This window comes from Pseudoxanthomonas sp. LjRoot143 (genome assembly GCF_964252945.1).
Lineage (GTDB): Bacteria > Pseudomonadota > Gammaproteobacteria > Xanthomonadales > Xanthomonadaceae > Pseudoxanthomonas_A.
The window spans coordinates 1,609,077-1,626,359 of the sequence record NZ_CAXUPM020000001.1; the positions used below are offsets into that span (position 1 = coordinate 1,609,077).

The 17,283-nt window shown below is 63.7% G+C and carries 13 protein-coding genes; 8 read left to right on the plus strand and 5 right to left on the minus strand.

Annotated features, from left to right (window positions below; all coding sequences use genetic code 11):
• Window positions 1–30 precede the first annotated feature (30 nt).
• The 4 genes from ACSQ1W_RS07535 (at window position 31) to ACSQ1W_RS07550 (ending at window position 5,559) form a co-directional block, all read left to right on the plus strand.
• Window positions 31–627 carry an RNA polymerase sigma factor gene (locus tag ACSQ1W_RS07535; protein WP_200909222.1) on the plus strand — a complete coding sequence of 199 codons (597 nt, stop codon included), beginning with the start codon at window positions 31–33 and terminating at the stop codon, window positions 625–627.
• Window positions 624–1,565 carry a FecR family protein gene (locus ACSQ1W_RS07540; RefSeq protein ID WP_436042612.1) on the plus strand — a complete coding sequence of 314 codons (942 nt, stop codon included), beginning with the start codon at window positions 624–626 and terminating at the stop codon, window positions 1,563–1,565. The genes ACSQ1W_RS07535 and ACSQ1W_RS07540 overlap by 4 nt, the downstream gene beginning before the upstream one ends.
• Before the next feature lie 98 nt (window positions 1,566–1,663).
• Window positions 1,664–4,702, plus strand: a complete 3,039-nt coding sequence (locus tag ACSQ1W_RS07545) for a TonB-dependent receptor (RefSeq protein ID WP_436042614.1) — start codon at window positions 1,664–1,666, stop codon at window positions 4,700–4,702.
• Between the two features lie 26 nt (window positions 4,703–4,728).
• Entirely contained in the window at window positions 4,729–5,559 is an 831-nt protein-coding gene (locus tag ACSQ1W_RS07550) for a DUF4198 domain-containing protein (RefSeq protein WP_046932602.1), read from the plus strand.
• Window positions 5,560–5,663: 104 nt separating this feature from the next.
• On the opposite strand, the gene ACSQ1W_RS07555 is transcribed toward ACSQ1W_RS07550, so the two are convergent.
• The 5 genes from ACSQ1W_RS07555 to ACSQ1W_RS07575 all read right to left on the minus strand — a co-directional run bounded on the left by ACSQ1W_RS07555 (window position 5,664) and on the right by ACSQ1W_RS07575 (window position 12,762).
• Entirely contained in the window at window positions 5,664–8,804 is a 3,141-nt protein-coding gene (locus ACSQ1W_RS07555; protein WP_046932604.1) for an efflux RND transporter permease subunit, read from the minus strand.
• Window positions 8,801–10,315: an efflux RND transporter periplasmic adaptor subunit gene (locus ACSQ1W_RS07560; protein ID WP_436042617.1), complete on the minus strand. Its 1,515-nt coding sequence runs from the start codon at window positions 10,313–10,315 to the stop codon at window positions 8,801–8,803. Before ACSQ1W_RS07560 ends, ACSQ1W_RS07555 begins: the two co-directional genes overlap by 4 nt.
• Window positions 10,312–11,616: a TolC family protein gene (locus ACSQ1W_RS07565; RefSeq protein ID WP_184578737.1), complete on the minus strand. Its 1,305-nt coding sequence runs from the start codon at window positions 11,614–11,616 to the stop codon at window positions 10,312–10,314. The genes ACSQ1W_RS07560 and ACSQ1W_RS07565 overlap by 4 nt, the downstream gene beginning before the upstream one ends.
• 74 nt (window positions 11,617–11,690) lie before the next feature.
• On the minus strand, window positions 11,691–12,086 hold the full coding sequence (locus tag ACSQ1W_RS07570) for a hypothetical protein (RefSeq protein ID WP_056878755.1): 396 nt from the start codon (window positions 12,084–12,086) through the stop codon (window positions 11,691–11,693).
• Window positions 12,087–12,390: 304 nt separating this feature from the next.
• Window positions 12,391–12,762 carry a hypothetical protein gene (locus ACSQ1W_RS07575; RefSeq protein ID WP_056878756.1) on the minus strand — a complete coding sequence of 124 codons (372 nt, stop codon included), beginning with the start codon at window positions 12,760–12,762 and terminating at the stop codon, window positions 12,391–12,393.
• A 244-nt stretch (window positions 12,763–13,006) separates the two neighbouring features.
• Between ACSQ1W_RS07575 and ACSQ1W_RS07580 the strand changes: the two genes are divergently transcribed.
• The 4 genes from ACSQ1W_RS07580 (at window position 13,007) to ACSQ1W_RS07595 (ending at window position 17,274) form a co-directional block, all read left to right on the plus strand.
• Entirely contained in the window at window positions 13,007–13,639 is a 633-nt protein-coding gene (locus ACSQ1W_RS07580) for a hypothetical protein (RefSeq protein ID WP_170298374.1), read from the plus strand.
• Between the two features lie 69 nt (window positions 13,640–13,708).
• Complete coding sequence (locus ACSQ1W_RS07585; protein ID WP_436046145.1) at window positions 13,709–15,787, plus strand: 2Fe-2S iron-sulfur cluster-binding protein; 2,079 nt, start codon at window positions 13,709–13,711, stop codon at window positions 15,785–15,787.
• A complete protein-coding gene (locus ACSQ1W_RS07590) occupies window positions 15,788–16,474 on the plus strand; it encodes a hypothetical protein (RefSeq protein WP_054665526.1) in 687 nt (228 codons plus the stop codon).
• Window positions 16,471–17,274: a multiheme c-type cytochrome gene (locus tag ACSQ1W_RS07595; RefSeq protein WP_054665529.1), complete on the plus strand. Its 804-nt coding sequence runs from the start codon at window positions 16,471–16,473 to the stop codon at window positions 17,272–17,274. The genes ACSQ1W_RS07590 and ACSQ1W_RS07595 overlap by 4 nt, the downstream gene beginning before the upstream one ends.
• The last annotated feature ends 9 nt before the right edge of the window (window positions 17,275–17,283 follow it).

Below are 17,283 nucleotides of genomic sequence, written 5' to 3' on the forward strand. Positions count from 1 at the left end.
CCATGCACTCGTCCCAGTGATTGGACGTGCTTGAGCCTGCCTGATGAATCAGCGAGTACCCCGGTGACCACGGCGCTGGATGAGTGGTTCATATCCCATGTCCTGCCCCTGGAAGGCTTGATCCATGCCTTCCTGCGCCGGCATGGACATGAGGACAGCGAGATTCCTGATCTTAGGCAGGAGGCTTACGCACGCATCTATGAAGCCGCGCGACGGGGCTTGCCCGCGCAGACCAAGCCCTTTGTCATGACCACCGTACGTAACCTGCTCATCGATCGTATTCGCCGCTCTCGCATCGTATCCATTGAAGCGATGGCCGATGTGGAGCAGGCGGTCATGCAAAGCGATGAGGTCACGCCGGAGCGACACTTAGGCGCTCGTGATGAACTGCGCCGCTTGCAGCAAGGCTTGCAGAAACTGCCCCACAAATGTCGACAGATCGTGGAACTTCGCAAGATCTACGGCCTATCCCAGCGCGAAGTGGCCGGACGGTTAGGGATCGCCGAAGATACGGTGGAGCGTCAGACCCTGTTGGGCATGCGGGCCTTGGCCGACTTCATGCTCGGCGGTACCGGCAAGATTCAGCGTCCGTCACGGCGCTTCAACAAGGAACGTTCGCAGCCATGAGCCCACACAAGGACATCGAACAGGTCGCGGCGCAATGGATCAACCGTGCCGAGTCCCCGCAATGGACTGCACAGGACCAGATGCAGCTGCAAGCCTGGCTGGAACAGGACACCGCCCATCGTGTGGCCTGGCTTCGTTTGAAGTCGGTGTGGACGCGCGCAGACCGGTTGGCGGCGGTACGCGCCGTGCAGCCGCCACGCATACACCGTTGGCGAGAGCCGATGCGCTGGGCCATTGCCGCCAGTGTTGCCATGCTGGCGGTGCTGTTCACCCTCATGGGGTGGGGCCCTGGCACGCGCTACAGCACCGAGGTTGGCGGCCGGGAGGTGATCGCCCTGTCGGACGGTTCCCGCCTGGAGCTCAACACGCACACGCAGCTGCGCGCGCAGGTGGACCCCTCGCTGCGCCACGTGTGGCTGGACAAGGGCGAGGCATTTTTTGATGTGAAGCCCGATCCCGCGCACCCGTTCGTCATCCACGCCGGCGAGCATCGTGTCGTGGTATTGGGAACAAAGTTCTCGGTCAGGCAGGAACGCGAACGCCTGGAAGTGGCCGTGCTGGAAGGCAAGGTGCGCGTTGAGCCGCTGGTGGCCAAACCGGGACGGCCGCCGGTGATCGTGCAGGGCGGGGGGCTGCTGTATAGCAAGCCGGCGGGCACGCTGGTGGCGGTCAACGCCCAGGACAAGGTGCGCCGGTCCTTGAGCTGGCGCCATGGCACCCTGGAGTTCGATCAAACCACGTTGGCGGATGTGGCGGCCCAGTTCAATCGCTACAACGATAAGCAGTTGGTACTGATGGATCCGGAAACGGCCCACATGCGTGTGGGCGGCAGTTTCGATGCCACAGGTGTGGATGCCTTCGCACGTCTGCTGGCCACCGGCTTCAACCTGCGCGTGGAGACGCAGGGTGATCAGATTCGCGTGTCCCAACCGCACTGAGACGCCAGCAGACATCAATCTGAAATATTTCATACCGGAAGCGTGCCGTCCTCTCGTCACAGATATCAGGCCGATTCGCGCCGACCTGGGGAAAATGCATGGCACGTACGAAAGTGGCGAGGACAGCGTTGGCTGTCATGTGTGGTCTGGTCATCGCGGCCTCCGCCGCTGCACAAACGAGCAGTTTTGATATTCCAGAAGGGGATCTGAAAGTCGCGCTGGAAGCCTATGCCCGGCAATCGGGTGTTCGTCTGGTCTACTTGAGCGAAGATGTTCGTGATCGACGCACCGCAGGCGCGCGTGGGGACATGTCCCAGGATGCAGCGCTGAACCGCCTGCTCGCCGGAACCGGACTGACGGTCAAGCGCGATCAAAGCGGCGCGCTGGCGATCGTGCGAGAAGGTGCCAACACGCCGACGCCTACGCGCAACGCACCGACCTCCGGTGTAGGGCAAGCCGGTCCCGATGCCTCCTATAGCGCCTCCCTCTCCGGCGGCGCCGACGCCTCAACGCCGTCGGCCGCTTCACCCACCACCTTTGATGCGGTCCAGGTGACCGGCAGTCACATCAAACGCGCCCAGATGTCTGGAGTGGGCCCCACCACGGTCATTGATGCCGAGACCATCCAGAGCTCCGGTGCCGTCTCGGTCGAGACGCTGCTGCAGCGCTTGCCTGCATCGGCCGGTGCAGCCGGCTCGCAATCCAACAACTTCTGGACGGGTAACGGTAACGGCACCACCCAGATCAACCTGCGTGGCTTGGGCGTCAACCGCACCTTGGTACTGCTCAACGGCCGACGCGTGGTCAACGGTGGTACCGGCGCCAACAATTCGGTGGATCTGAACGTGGTGCCCTTGGCCCTGGTTGATCGCATCGAGATCCTGAAGGACGGCGCATCGGCGATCTACGGCGCCGATGCCGTGGCCGGTGTGGTGAACATCATCACGCGCAAGGAAATGGATGGCGTGGAGCTATCCACCCGCTATGGTCAGACTTTCCAGGGCGATGGCGAGATCGGCTCCTTCAACCTGGCCTTCGGTACCATCGGCGAGCGCAGCTCAATGTCGGGTGCCCTGACCTATGCCGAAAGCGGCACGATCACCATGGCTTCGCGGGCACCGTGTCCGTTGGGTGTGGTGGCCGGCACCCTGCAGTGCGTGGGCAACTCGTCCACCATCGGTGGGCGAGCCCGGCTGGCCGATGGTCGCGTGGTCAACTTCAACCAGGACCCCAACGGGGATCCACGCTCCTACGAGCTCTATGATCCGGCCAAGCACAATTACAACTACAACTTGTTGCTCAATGCGGTCAGCCCGATCAAGCGAGTGGGCTTGAGTGGCTTTGGTCAGTTCGACCTGACCGAGAACACCCGTCTGTTCACGGAACTGATGGCGACCAATCGCCAGTCCAATCAGCGTGCCTCACCCAATACCCTGGGGGTGTATCGCACCATCCGGATCGCCGCCACTAATCCCACCAATCCCACCGGCCAGAACCTGACCCTGGAACGTCGGCGTCTGGAAGAAGCCGGGGCGCGCATCACCGAGCAGGAGGTCGATACGTTTCGCACCGTGCTTGGTTTGGAGGGGCAGTGGGGCGATAACTGGGCGTGGAATGTCGCGATGAACTGGGGCCGCAACTCTGCTACGGACAGCTCGACCAATATCGCCAACCTGGATCGGGTAGAGAACACTCTCAACACCAGCCTGTGCAGCAACACACCAGGGGCGGCTATTCCGTGCGGCAACTACTTGGGCTACGGCAACCTGACGCCCGAAGTGCTGGATTACATCCTGTTTACCCAGCGCGGCTCCGGTGGCAACAGCCAGCAGGGCTTTAGCGGCACCATTTCCGGCGCCCTGTTCGATTTGCCCGCCGGTAGCGTCGCCTTCGCTTCGGGCGTTGAGTTTCGCAAGGAACGGGGATGGCTGTACCCAGATCCGCTGGTAGTCAACGGCAGCGCCAACATCGTGCGTCAGGATCCGATCGAAGGTGAGTACTCGGCCAAGGAAGCCTTTGTCGAGTTTGCCGTCCCGCTGCTGCAGGACGTCCCGTTGGTGGACTACGCGACCCTGAACCTGGCCGGCCGCTATTCCGACTACGACCTGTTCGGCAGCGACACCAACTACAAGGTGGGGCTGGATTGGCAGGTGGCCGAACCGCTGAAGATTCGTCTCAACTACGCGACGGCTTTTCGTATCCCCAGCATCCCGGAGTTGTTTGGCGGCATCGGCCAAGGCAGCCTGACCACCCTGGATCCGTGCAGCAACTGGAGCACCTTGCCCGCGGACTCGGTGATTCGGGCCAACTGCCAGGCCGCCGGGGTGCCCACCAACTTTCGTCAGTTGGGCAACACCATCCTCACCACGACCGGCGGCAATCCCGACCTCAAGCCTGAAGATGCGCGGACCTTCACGGCAGGCTTTGTGTGGACCCCAGGCTTTGCGCCGGGGCTGACGCTCACGGCCGATTACTACCGTATCCGCATCGAGAATGCGATCCGTAGCATTGAAGGCTCGGTCAAGCTGCGTGCGTGCTACACCACGCCGAACTTGGCCCATCCGTTCTGCTCACCGGCCAACTTCACTCGTGATCCGGTCACCGGTGAGGTCAACTACCTCTCGTCCCAGCAGGTCAATGCGGCCAGCGAGGAATCCGAAGGCGTGGATATCGGTGTGCTGTATCAATTCGATGTGGCCGGCTGGCAGGCAAGCGCGAGTCTGGATGCCTCGTATCTTGAGCGCTACGACGTCACTCCCTTCGCCGGTGCCACCACCATTGAGTACGCCGGCAAGATCACCAGCGGCTTGGGTAGCTACACCCAGTGGCGTGGCTTGGGCTCACTGCGCATGGGCAAGAACCGTTGGACTGGCGTCTATTCGGCGCAGTACATCGGCAGTGCGGACGACATCATCGCCGTGCCCGGCACGATCGGCTCGCATGTGTCCAGCGTGGTGTACCACAACCTGCAACTGAGCTACGGCATCAAGAAGAAATGGGACATCTCGGCCGGCGTTGAGAACGTGTTCGATAAAAAGGCGCCGTTCGTGCAGAACAACCCCAACGCCAACACCGACACCATGACGTACGACTTGCTGGGTCGTCGCTGGAATGTCCGCTTTGGTTACCACTGGTAAGTCACGATCCCAAGGAGCTACACATCATGAGAAACACGCAACTATCTGCCGCACTACTGCTATTCGCGGTGGCCGGTAGCGCCGGCGCGCACGACCTGTTTGTCGCTTTCTCCAAGCCCGGCACCGCAGCGGGCGAGGCGAACACCGCCCTGGTCAACAACGGCACCTTCGATGAAAGTGCTGGCGCAGTCACCCGGGCGCGTCTACAGAACGTTTCGCTGAGCCAGGGTGGCGCCAAGGCGGCCCCGGACTTGGCCAGTTGGAAAGAGGTCGGCAAGCAAAGCCAGCTCACCGTGCATCCGGCGGGCGAGGGCACCTATCTGCTAGGGGTCTCGACGATGGCTTCCACCAGCACCCGTACGGCCAGCGAGTTCGGCAAGTACCTGGAGTTGGAAGACTTGCCCGATACCTTGGCCACCTATGATGCGAGCAAGTTCCCCAACGGGGTCACCTACAGCTATACCAAGCATGCCCGCGCCATTGGACAAGTAGGCACGAAACTGACTGACGACTTCGCCGCCTCGCTGGGCTATCCGTTGGAGATCCGCCTGGCCCGCAATCCTGGAAGCGTGAAGGTCGGCGAACAGCTGTCGTTCCAGGTACTGCAGCAGGGCACGCCAGTGCCCAACCTGCGCGTGTACGTCGGCCATCGCGCTGACGCACCGGTCAAGGGCGGGCACGGTAGCGCCACGCTGCTGCGTACCGATGCCCAAGGCCAAGCCAGTTTCAAGGTGACCTCCGCCAAGACCTGGTACATCCACACCAATCACATGGTGCCCTCTACACAAAAGAGCTTGGATTTTGTGTCGGATCGGGCGTCGCTGAGCTTTGATATTTCCCCGCACGCCGGGCACTGATAAGTAAGCACGTAGGCGGTACTCTCCCCTTTGACGCCAGTCATGACTTCTTCCATGACTGGCGTCTTTTTGTGGGGACGCACCTCAAGTGCTCAGTCTGTCTCTCATTGGTCGCCCCGCGCCGCGCGCAGTCCACGTCGCCGCACCAGATAGAACGCTGCGGGAATCACCACCATGGAGAGCACCGGTGCGGTGAGCATGCCACCCAGCATCGGCGCGGCGATACGTTGCATGACCTCCGAACCGGCACCGGCACCGATGAACAGCGGAAACAAGCCGGCCAGGATGACGGCCACCGTCATCGCCTTGGGGCGTACGCGCTGCACGGCACCTTCGTAGATAGCTTCTTGCAGAGTCGACACATCTTCCGGCGCACCGCTGGCCAAGCGCTGCTCCCAGGCATGGCGCAGGTACAGCAGCATGATGACGCCGAACTCAGCGGCAACGCCGCCCAGGGCGATGAATCCGATCATGCTGGCCACCGAAATCGCATGGCCCAGCCCCCAGATCAACCAGAAACCGCCCACCAATGCCAAGGGCAAGCTGAGCAGGATGATGGATACATCGCTGAGCCTGCGGAACACCATCCAGATGACCAGGAAGATGATCGCCAACGCCGCGGGCACCACCCACTGCAGGCGTGCCAATGCCCGTTGCAGGTACTCGTACTGCCCTGACCAGGCCACCCCATAGCCGGCAGGCAAGCTCACCTGGGACTGCACCGCGGCTTGCAGGTCCTGGACCACCGATCCCAGGTCGCGATCGGCCACATCCACGTAGATATAGCCCACCAACCGGCCGTTATCGCTCTTGAGCATCGGCGGGCCTGGGCTGACCGACAGCTCCGCCACCTGGCTCAAGGTCAGTTGCACACCGCCTGGCGCGATCAGCGGCAGATCCTGCAAGGCCTGCAACGAGTCACGCTGGCCACGGGGGTAGCGTAAGACGATGGGATAGCGCTCGCGCCCCTCGATCGTTTCCCCGATTGGATCACCGCCAACGACCGTGGCAATCAGTTGCTGGAGTTGGCCTTGCGTGAATCCATAACGTGCAGCGATCTCCGGGCGCACCTGTACATCGACATAGCGCCCGCCGGTGACGCGTTCGGCCAGTGCCGAACTCACGCCGGGCACAGTCTTGGCCACCTGCTCGATCTGCTGGCTCAGGCGTTCGATCTGCTCCACATCCGGTCCGGAGACCTTGATCCCAATCGGGCTTTTGATGCCGGTGGCCAACATATCGATGCGATTGCGAATGGGCGGTACCCATAGATTGGTCAGACCGGGAATCTTGACCGCGGCATCCAATTCCTGGCGTAGCTTCTGAGGGGTCATGCCCGGGCGCCATTGATCCCGCGGCTTGAAGGTCACGGTGGTCTCAAACATTTCGATAGGTGCCGGATCGGTCGCACTTTCGGCACGGCCCGCCTTGCCGAACACGTGCTCGACCTCCGGTACGGTTTTGATCATCCGTCCTGAGAGCTGAAGCAACTGGCGCGCCTTGTCAGCTGACAGGCCTGGCAGCGCTGTGGGCATGTACAACAGGCTGCCTTCTTCCAAGGGCGGCATGAACTCACTGCCCAGCCGGCTGAAGGGGATCAAGGTGAGCACCAGCAGCAGGCCGCTGAGCAGCAAGGTGACACCGGGATGTTTGAGGACCCACAGCAGGATGGGCCGGTAGCCGGCGATCAGGATGCGATTGATGGGGTTCTGCTGTTCCGGGCGGATGCGGCCGCGGATCAGGTAGCCCATCAGCACGGGGATCAAGGTCACCGACAACCCTGCTGCGGCGGCCATCGCGTAGGTCTTGGTGTAGGCCAGGGGCGAGAACAATCGCCCTTCCTGCGCCTGCAGGGCAAAAACCGGCACGAAGGATAGAGTGATGACCAGCAAGCTGGCGAACAGGGCCGGTCCGACCTCGGCCGCCGAGCGGGCCATCAACTGCCAGCGCTCCTCACCGTGGGGTTCCCGGCCGTGCGCTTCGCGCCAGTGCTCCAGGTGCTTGTGTGCATTTTCGATCATCACCACCGCTGCATCGACCATCGCACCAATGGCGATGGCGATGCCGCCTAACGACAGCAAGTTGGCGGAGATTCCCTGGGCGTGCATCACGATGAAGGCCGCCAGGATACCCAAGGGCAGGGTGATGACGGCCACCAACGCCGAGCGTAGGTGCCACAGGAACAGCAGGCATACCAGCGCTACGACCAGGAACTCCTCGCCAAGCTTATGGGTGAGGTTGCGCACTGCATCCTGGATCAGCTCGGAGCGGTCGTACACCGGGACCACTTCCACGCCCTCGGGCAAGCTGGATTGCAACGCCTGTAGTCGCGCTTTGACGTTCCGGATGGCCCCCAAGGCATCCTTGCCGGTGCGCAGGACGATCACGCCGCCGGCCACCTCACCTTGACCATCCAACTCTGCGATACCACGACGGAAGACCGGCCCCCGACTGATCGTGGCCACCTCGCCGAGCAAGACGGGGATGCCGTCGTTGCCGGTTACCGGCACCTGTTCGAACGCCTCCTGTGTGCGCAGGTAGCCTTCGCTACGCACCATCAGTTCGGCTTCGCCTTGTTCGATCACCGAGCCCCCGGTAGCGCCGTTGGCCGCATCCACCGCCTCGATGAGCTCGGCCACCGTCAGTCCACGGGCCGCCAACGCCTGCGGATCGGGCTGGATCTGCCAGGCGCGCACCGCACCGCCCACACTGGCTACTTCAGCCACGTCCGGCACGGTTTTTAGCTCATAACGAAGAAACCAGTCCTGCAACGCACGCAGCTGCCCCACATCACGTTGACCTGTCCGATCCACCAAGGCGTACTGGTAGATCCAGCCCAGTCCTGTCGCATCAGGACCCAGCGCCGGATTCACATTCGGCGGAAGTCGATCGCGTACCTGGCTCAAGTACTCGAGCACTCGAGAGCGCGCCCAGTAAAGATCAGTGGCATCGTCAAACAGGATGTAGACGAATGAATCACCGAAGAAGGAGAAGCCGCGTACCGCCTTCACGCCCGGCACGGACAACATCGTGGTGGCCAACGGGTAGGTGACCTGGTCTTCGATGATGCGCGGGGTTTGCCCCGCCCATTGCGTGCGGATGATGACCTGGGTATCGGACAGGTCCGGCAGCGCATCCAGCGGCGTGTTCTTTACCGACCAGATACCGACCACCGCCAGCAGCGCGGCGGCAACCAGCACCAGCACGCGATTGGCGATGCAAGCATGGATCAGGCGCGCGATCATGGTGTGCCCTCCATCGCTTCGGACATGACCTCGCTTGCCTGGCAATCAGCGGCTGCGGCGGGGCCGAACTTGGGTACCAACTGCATATCCATGAACGGTGACTTGCCCGGCTTGTCGAAATGCTTCTCCGGCACCATCGGGTCATACCAGTACTGCACCGGGCAGCGCGGCGGCGTAGAGGTGGAGGTGTCTGGCGCGACAGGCGCCGGCTGTCTGGACGGTGACGGCACGACAGTGCGTGGTTCGTGCCCGGCGTCATGGCGCTCGTGCACACCTGATGCGCTGGCAGGGCGTGTCGGTTGTGCAGCACCCAGGCGCTCCAACGCACCGGAGAGACTGGCTTCGGAGTCGAGCAAGAACTGACCCGAGACGACCACGCGTTCACCACCGGCCAAGCCTGCCACGATCTGCGTGCGCCCTTGCACGCTACGTCCCACACTCACCCGCACTGGCCGGAAGCTCCCGTCCGGATCCTGCACGATGACCCGGCTGTCCCGCCCGGTGGCGATCAGCGCCTCCGTGGGAACGACTGGCAGGGCCTGCTCGGCGTCGGGCTGCACCAGAACCTCGGCGAACATGCCCGGCACCAGCCGACGCTGCGGGTTGCGCAGCACAATTCGCGCCCGCTGCGTGCGACTAGCCATGTCGACCTGGGGAAGCAACGCCTGGATCTGTCCGGCAAAGCGCTCTGCCGGCCAGGCACTGACCGTGGCCTGCACTGAGGTCCCCGGCCGCAAGGTGCCCAGCGCTGCCTGGGGTACCGAGGCCTCCAGCCACAACGTGTCCAGCCCATTGATCTTGAACAGTGGCGTACCGGGCATCACCGTCTGTCCCTCGCGTGCCAGGATCTCGGTCACGACACCACTGTGGTCTGCGCCAAGCACGACGCCACTTCTGGCCGAGGCGCCAGAAGGAACACCCAACGAACGCAACCGTTGTTGCGCCGCACCCTGCAGCTCACGCGCGCCCGCGGACTGAGCTTGGCTCAGGGCATGTGCTTCGGCGATGGCCGCGTTCCATGCCGGGGCCTGCACCGTGGCCAGCGCTTGACCACGACGAACCTCGGTAAACGGCGCCTTTACCTGCACGTGGGTGATCAAGCCTTCCATGCGCGCACTGACCACGGTTTCCTGGGTCAGATCCCACGTCAGCGTGCCCGGCACGCGTACGGCACTTCCTAGTGACTCTACCGCCACTTCTTGAGTGCGTATGCCCACGTTCTGCTGCAGGCGCGGATCGATCTGCGTTCCGCCCCCCATGGCCTCATCTGCGTATTTGGGCAGCAACTCCATATCCATGAACGGAGATTTGCCCGGCTTGTCGAATCGCTGCTCCGGCGCCATGGGGTCGTACCAGTACAGCACCTTGCGTGCTTGATCTGCGCCGCTCTTGCCGGTGGGCGGGGTGGTATCAGAGGTTCGAGTCATCCAGGCATAGCCGCCGGCAAAGCCGAGCGCGAGCAACCCGAGGGCCACGGCGAGTTGTGTGAGACGCGTTTTGGTCGGGCTCATGGCGTGTTCTCCTCATGGGGCAGCAGATAGGCCAGTGCCGCCCAGGCACGGCCCTGTTCGCCCAGCAGGCGGGCGTTCTCCAGTTGCAGTTCGATCTCATCGCGCCGCGCTTCCAGCCACGGCTGCAGGTCGGCACCGGCGCCGTAGGCAGCCAACGCTGTGCGTGCACGATCGCGCGCCAAAGGCAGGCTCTGCGTGTTCTGACGCTCCAACTGGCCGGTTAACCCGCGCCATCGCGCCATCGCGCGGTGTACCGACTCGGCTTGGATGCGCCGGGCCTCATCGCGCTCTGCCGACACCGCCTCCAGCTCGGCCCGTCGCGCCGCGATGCCTCGTGCTTGGCGGTTCTTCTGGAACAGCGGCAGACCCACGCCCACTTCCACCATGAGCATGTTGCTGCGCGCCATGCCGTCGGGTGCGCGCTCGCGACGTCCGTAGGTGAGTTCCACACTCCAATCCGGGCGGGTTTCGGCCACGGCCGCATCCACCTGGGCCTGGGCTAAGCTCTGGCGTGCTTCCCAGCCCAGTAGTGGCGTGTGCTGGTCCAGTTTGGCCAGCAGTTGGGCGGGCTCCAATGGCAACTGCGAAAAATCCGGCGCCGTACCACTGGCCAAGATCGCCTCTGGTGCCACACCCAACCACCGCACCAGGCCGGCCTGCGCCGCAGCATGCTCCGCATGTACCTGGTCCAGGCGATTTTCCAACTGCAGTAGGGCGGCCTGAGCGGCAAGCACGTCACTAGCCCCGGCCGTGCCGCCTGCCAAGCGAGCACGCGCCGCACGCTCGGCGATGCGCGCCGGCTCGCGCAAACCTTCCAACGCATCTACGGCTTGCTGCGTACTCCACAGCTCGATCCAGGCCTGCGCGGTCGCTTGGACCACCATCTGCTGTTCGGCCATCGACAGTGAGCGCGCTTGCGCCAGCGTCGCTTGCGCCAGCGCTTGCTCGGCACGTCGTTTCGCACGCGCAGGAAACTCCTGCATCAGACCGACTTGCTGGGTAGTCATCTCATCGGCCCGCAGGCTGAAGGCATCGGGTCCGCTGACGGGCCAGTTCGCAAGCCCCACGATCAAACGTGGGTCGGGCAGCGCGCCAGCACGCGCGGCTTCTTCGGTACTGGCATCGATCTGGGATCGGCGCACCTGCAGGGTAGGGGCGTTAGCAAGCGCCCGTTGTAGGGCTTCTGTGTAGCTGATCGGGATTGCGGGCGGTGCTGCCACCACAGGACCACTGAGGGCCAGGGCAAACACGAATCCACACGCCATCCTGCGCCTTGCACGCAAGAAGAAAGACATCTCCATAAGACCTCCGGACAAACGACAACGAGCGCGCTGCAACGCATGCAGCACGAGCACGGGTCAATCCAGGAGGGGGCTTAAATCAGCAGGCTACAGAAGCGCTGCAGGGGAGGCGGATCGGACACGCACACCGGAACATCCCGATAGAACTGCGCGTGTACCGGTGGCAACAGAGCCTGCACCAGCGCGAAGGCGACCAGCGCCGGCTGGTAAGGCACTTGAGGGGCCTTCGCATCGGCCGTGGCGATGTGATCGCGCTGGCAATGCTGGTCGCACAACGCCGGAGCATCGGGATCCGGCGCGGACATCTCTTCGCAACCGACCATCAGGGTCGCTTGTCCAGCTTCCACCGATTCCAGCGGACAGGCGTAGGCCACCAGCGCCAGCTGCTGCAACAGCAGCGCCCACAGTCCCAGCCATGCCAGTCGGGCACGAGGACGGGAACGCCGCCATCGCCTGAGCAGCTTCACCATGACAACTCCCGCACGCCCGAAGCCGCGCCTGCGGACACTGGGCGGATCAGGGTAGGGGACGTGCGAGCTCTCATGATGGCCAGACTAGCCCTCTTGGGGCCGACTGGCATTGATCAAGATCAAGCCGCAGCAAGGTTCCAACATAAGGCAAGCTGCACAAATAGCGGTATCCGAATGGCCTCCGCGGCCTGCCTGGCTCCGGATCTAACACCATTCGTCCTGAATAGTCACCTTGCACTTTGAAAATTCCCCGCTCCAATCAACTCAGAGGAGAGCGGGGTAAAGGAAGCTTGCAGTCTGCCATTTACCTCGCTGCCGCCTCGGCTTCGTGGAGCTTTGCAAGCTCCTCGTATTCCGTAGCGGCTTCTTCCTTCAACTTGACCAGCTTATCGCAGTGTCTGGCCAGAGTTTGGTCCGTGGCCGTCCCACTCTTGAAGGCTTGATGATTATGGCGATACGTGTTGCGCATCGTCTTGTGCGTTTCGGCTTCTGCCAGGGCTTCGCGGGCCAGCGTGCGGTAATACGCGGCGATGGCCAGATGGTTCTCCGGCTTGTCCGCGATATCGTTCAGGAGCGTTATGACCGGTTCTTCGGTGGGCTGCTGCGCATAGACCGGAATGGCTACGGCGAACATCGCACACAACATCATGACCCAAGACGCTTTGACAGACTTCATTGAAATCTCCTGATGGGCTGGGGAGGTATGCCCGGTGCCAGCCTAGGAAAGCTCTTCTTTCATCTGAATGACCCATTCATTACATTTCTGCAATGCGCTGGTCACTTCGGAGGCGGCTGAGTGCGTCCACGAGAGGAGCGAATTCAATACGCGCATCATTGATCCAAAGGTCTTGGTTGAATGACGAGACGATTGCAGCATCGTAATGGCGGGGTCATCCCGTCGACAGCTTGCCGTACGTAGGGTGGAAGCGAACAAGCCGGCCACAGACGCGGACCGGTTTCTTTTGTGGGTGCGCCGCATCCGCCGGTTCCCGATGGGAATCGCCGCCAACTTATCGGAGGTTGTCATGAGGCATTATCGTCGGCCGTCACTGGTGATCGTTTGTTTGCTTGGTGGGATGCTCGCCGGCTCAGCGCTGGCCGATGACGACAAGCACAAGCATGGTCAGTCAGGCGCCATGGGGCAGTCGCCCGCCAGCATGAGCGCCCCAGCGGCGCCCCATCCCCCGGCGGCACATGCTCCGGGTCCGCAGTCGCCTGCTTCCCCGAATTCGCCTGCCACGCCCGACGTCATGGCTTCGCATATGGAGGAAATGGCAACGATGATGCGTGAACGGGGAAAGGCCATGGAAGCGATGGGCCGCCAGATGCAGGAAGGCAGCACGCAGATGCATCAGCAGGCCATGTCGATGAAGGCAGGAGACACGTCCACGCACAATGACATGGACATGTCCGCCGCGATGCAGCACATGGAACAGATGAAGAAGGATATGGAGAACTGCGAGCGGCAGATGCAGCAAGTCGATTCGACCATGCAGAAGATGGATTCGAGCATGGGCGGCGGCATGGCCAAGAAGAAGATGGGCCATATGTAGGAGGCGGCCGCTGTGTCGACGGAGAGCTTCATGGGGTGGAGGCGAATCGTTGCCCTGGCCGTGCTGGCGATGTCGCTGGCGTATGCTGCGGCCGGCGCTCAGACAACCGCCGATCCGCACGCTGTTCATCCACCGAACAAGACCAACAGCACGGCGGCCGCTGGAACGACAGCCGCGCAAGACAGCAGTTCGATGGGTGGCATGCCGATGGAACCCGCGCCGTCGGCTGACGCGCCGATGGGCGACGACGATCACGCTGACCAAGCCGCAAACATGGCGGCGCCGCAACCGGCTGTCGGGGGCGCATCGATGCAAGGCAGCAGCCCGATGCAGGGCATGCCGATGGGCACCCCACCCCCGGCTGACGCAGGCATGGGCGATGACGACCATGCCGCGCATCACCCTGACGCGGCTGGCGGCATGCCGGCTGCGGCAGGTGCGTCGATGGGCGGCTCCATGGGCGGCATGATGGACGACATGATGCGCGGCTGCCGCGGAGACGAGTGCGGTCGCGATCGGCGCCTCAACAAGCTGCTGTATCCCCAACTGATGGCTCTGCCGGACCTTCCGCCGGAGCGGCGTGCCAGCGTCGAGCAGCTCGCCCACCATCGGATGCACGAAGGCATCCAGCAGTTGGCGACCCTGTCGTCGGAGGCGTCGCATGCGGTTCAACGCAACGACTACGCCGGCTTGCAGGAGGCGTCTGATCGGATGCGCGTGGCCTGGGGCGAGTTTGACAGCGGCCTGTCGGCCTACCGCGCGCTGGCCGAAGGACAGGCGCCGCGCGGCATCGCGTTGGACTGGTTCCGTCGCGAAATGAATCTGACCGATCCCCTGACCACGGTCCCGGCGCACGGGGTCTTCGGCCTGTCGGGCTTTCACTACTTCACGATGGCGCTGCTGTCGGCTTTTGCCTTGCTGGGTGCGTGGATGTACGTCGCCCGCAACCGGCGTACGAACGCGGTGCTGGCCACGTTGCGCACGGGAGCACCGGCGTCTCCGGCGTCCTCCCCGGCACCGCGTGCCGGCGCATCGCCAGGCCCCGCGGTACAGGCACCTGCCGTTGCTTCGCCCGAAGGCGCCCCGCAGGCGCGCACGCCTGCGTCCACCACGGGCAGTTGGGTCGGCAAGCTGCGGGTCGCGCGCATCTTCCCGGAGACATCCCGGGTCAAGACGTTCCGCCTGGCACCCGTCGAGGGGACAGGTGCCCTGCCTTTCGAGTTCGAGCCCGGCCAGTTCCTCACGCTCTCCGTGCCCTCGGAAGGGAAACAGGTCAAGCGCTCTTATTCGATCGCCTCATCGCCATGCTGCCATGGCTGGTGCGACCTGACCGTCAAGCACGAAAGCGGCGGCATCGTGTCCGGATACCTCCACGAACACGTCCAGGAAGGCGATCTGCTCGATGCGTCCGGCCCGTACGGCCGCTTCACCTTCCGCGGCGTCGAGTCCGACAGCGTCGTGCTCTTGGGGGGCGGTGTCGGCATCACGCCGTTGATGAGCTCGATCCGCTACCTGACCGACCAGAGCTGGAACGGCCGGATCGACCTGGTCTACGCCTGCAAGGACCTGGAGAACGTGATCTTCCACGACGAGCTGAACCAGCTTGCCCGTCGGCATCCGAACCTGCATGTGTCCATCGTGTTGAGTGAGGAGTCATCAGAGGAGTGGACCGGCGCACGCGGGTTCATCACCGCCGAACTGCTGGGGCAGATCCCCGAGATCCGCTCGCGCCGCATCCACCTGTGCGGTCCGCCGGTGATGATGGATGCGGTGCGCAACGAGCTGGGCAAGCTGGGCATCGATCCGGCGTCGATACACTCCGAGCTGTTCCTGAGCCCGCCCAAGCCGGCGACGCCCGAACCGGGCCAAGCCGGCGACACCGCTGCGGCCGTGACATGCCGCTTCGAGCGATCCGGGAAAAGGGCGCCGCTGATCGCCGGCCAGACCGTCCTCGAGGCCGCCGAAGAAGTCGGCGTCCCGATCGAGTACGCGTGCCGGCAGGGCTACTGCGGCATCTGCAAGGTGAAACTGCTCTCGGGCGAGGTCACCATGGCGGTGGACGACAGCCTGACCCCGCTCGACCGCTCGTCGGGGATGATCCTGGCCTGCCAGGCGAAAGCGTCGGCCGACATCTCGGTGGATGCCTAGATGGGCAGGCACGATCGCATCGCCGCGACGATCATCGTGTCGATGCTGGCGGTGCTGTGGCTGGGCTTCCTGGTACACCGCGCTCCGTTCTTCGCCGGTAGCCTGTGGGGTGGCGTGTTCGGCGTCGTGGGCGCCGCGTTCTTGCTGGTGCCGCTCGTCTACACCGTGGTCAAGCGCAGCGCCACGCTACGCCGCGCATTCACCCGCGAGCACAGCTTCGCCGCATTGCTGCAGGCGCACGTGTATTTCGGCCTGATCGGCGCGCTGCTGGCCATCATCCATAGCGGGCACAAGTTCCAGAGCGTGCTCGGGATCGCGCTGACGGCGTCGATGCTGCTGAGCGTGCTCACCGGGTTCATCGGCCAGCATTACCTGCGCTACGTCGCCGAGAACATCCGCGAGAAGAAGACACAGCTCGACGGCCTGTGGCGCCTCCTGGATGGGGCGTACTGGGCCTACGCGCAGGCGCCGGCAGGCGGCGCCGGCACGGCCAAGGCCGGCGCCGAACTGCTGCCGCTGGCGTCCGGCGCCGGCGACCTGCAGTACTCAATCCAGTTCCAGGAGCGGGTGCGCAAGCTGTTCACCGGCTGGCTGTCGGCGCACATCGCGTTCTCGATCGTCTTCTATCTCCTGCTGGCGCTGCACATTTGGGCCGGCATCTACTTCGGGCTGCGCTGGTTCAGATGAGTCGAAAGGGAACGATCATCGTCGCGCTGCTCGCGGTGCTGGCGTCGGTGGCAGCACTCGCGCTGTGGAAGGCGGTGCCGCAGACGCTGCACGTCGCGACGTGGCAGAGCATGGCCTCGCCTGGCCCACTGTCCAGCGCGCATGCGTTCCTGCAGGAGGATTGCGCGGCGTGCCACACGCCGGTCAAGGGGGTGCAGGATGCGACCTGCGTTGCCTGCCATGCCAACGAAACCGCCCTCCTGCAGCGGCAGCCGACGGCGTTCCATGCCGACATCGCCGAGACGAACAACTGCGTGGCCTGCCACAAGGAACATGACGCCGGTCGCAGCCTGCGCGGCATGGACCATGCGGCGCTGACCGACATCATCGTGCGATGGCTCGATCGTGCTCCGGAGCGCCACGAGGGCGCGCTGCTGCTCGCGCACGTGAAGGCGCACAGGCCAGAGGCGCTGCCCGGCAACGTCTCGCTCGCCAGCGGCATGACCTACAAGGAGACGCTGCTGGACTGCGCGAGCTGCCACAAGACCACGGACCCTCACGTCCAGGTGTTCGGAAACGATTGCGCGACATGCCACGGCACCGGCACGTGGTCGATCGCCGGGTTCAGGCATCCCTTGCCCAGTTCCACCGAGTGCGGCCAGTGCCATCTCGCGCCGCTCAGCCACTACAAGGAGCACTTCTCGATGATGTCCAAGCCGATTGCGGGTGTCCGGAATGCGCAGCCCGAGCAATGCTACCTCTGCCACCAGACCACGTCTTGGAACGACATTCGCGGGGTGGGCATCTACGACCACCATTGACCGGACAGG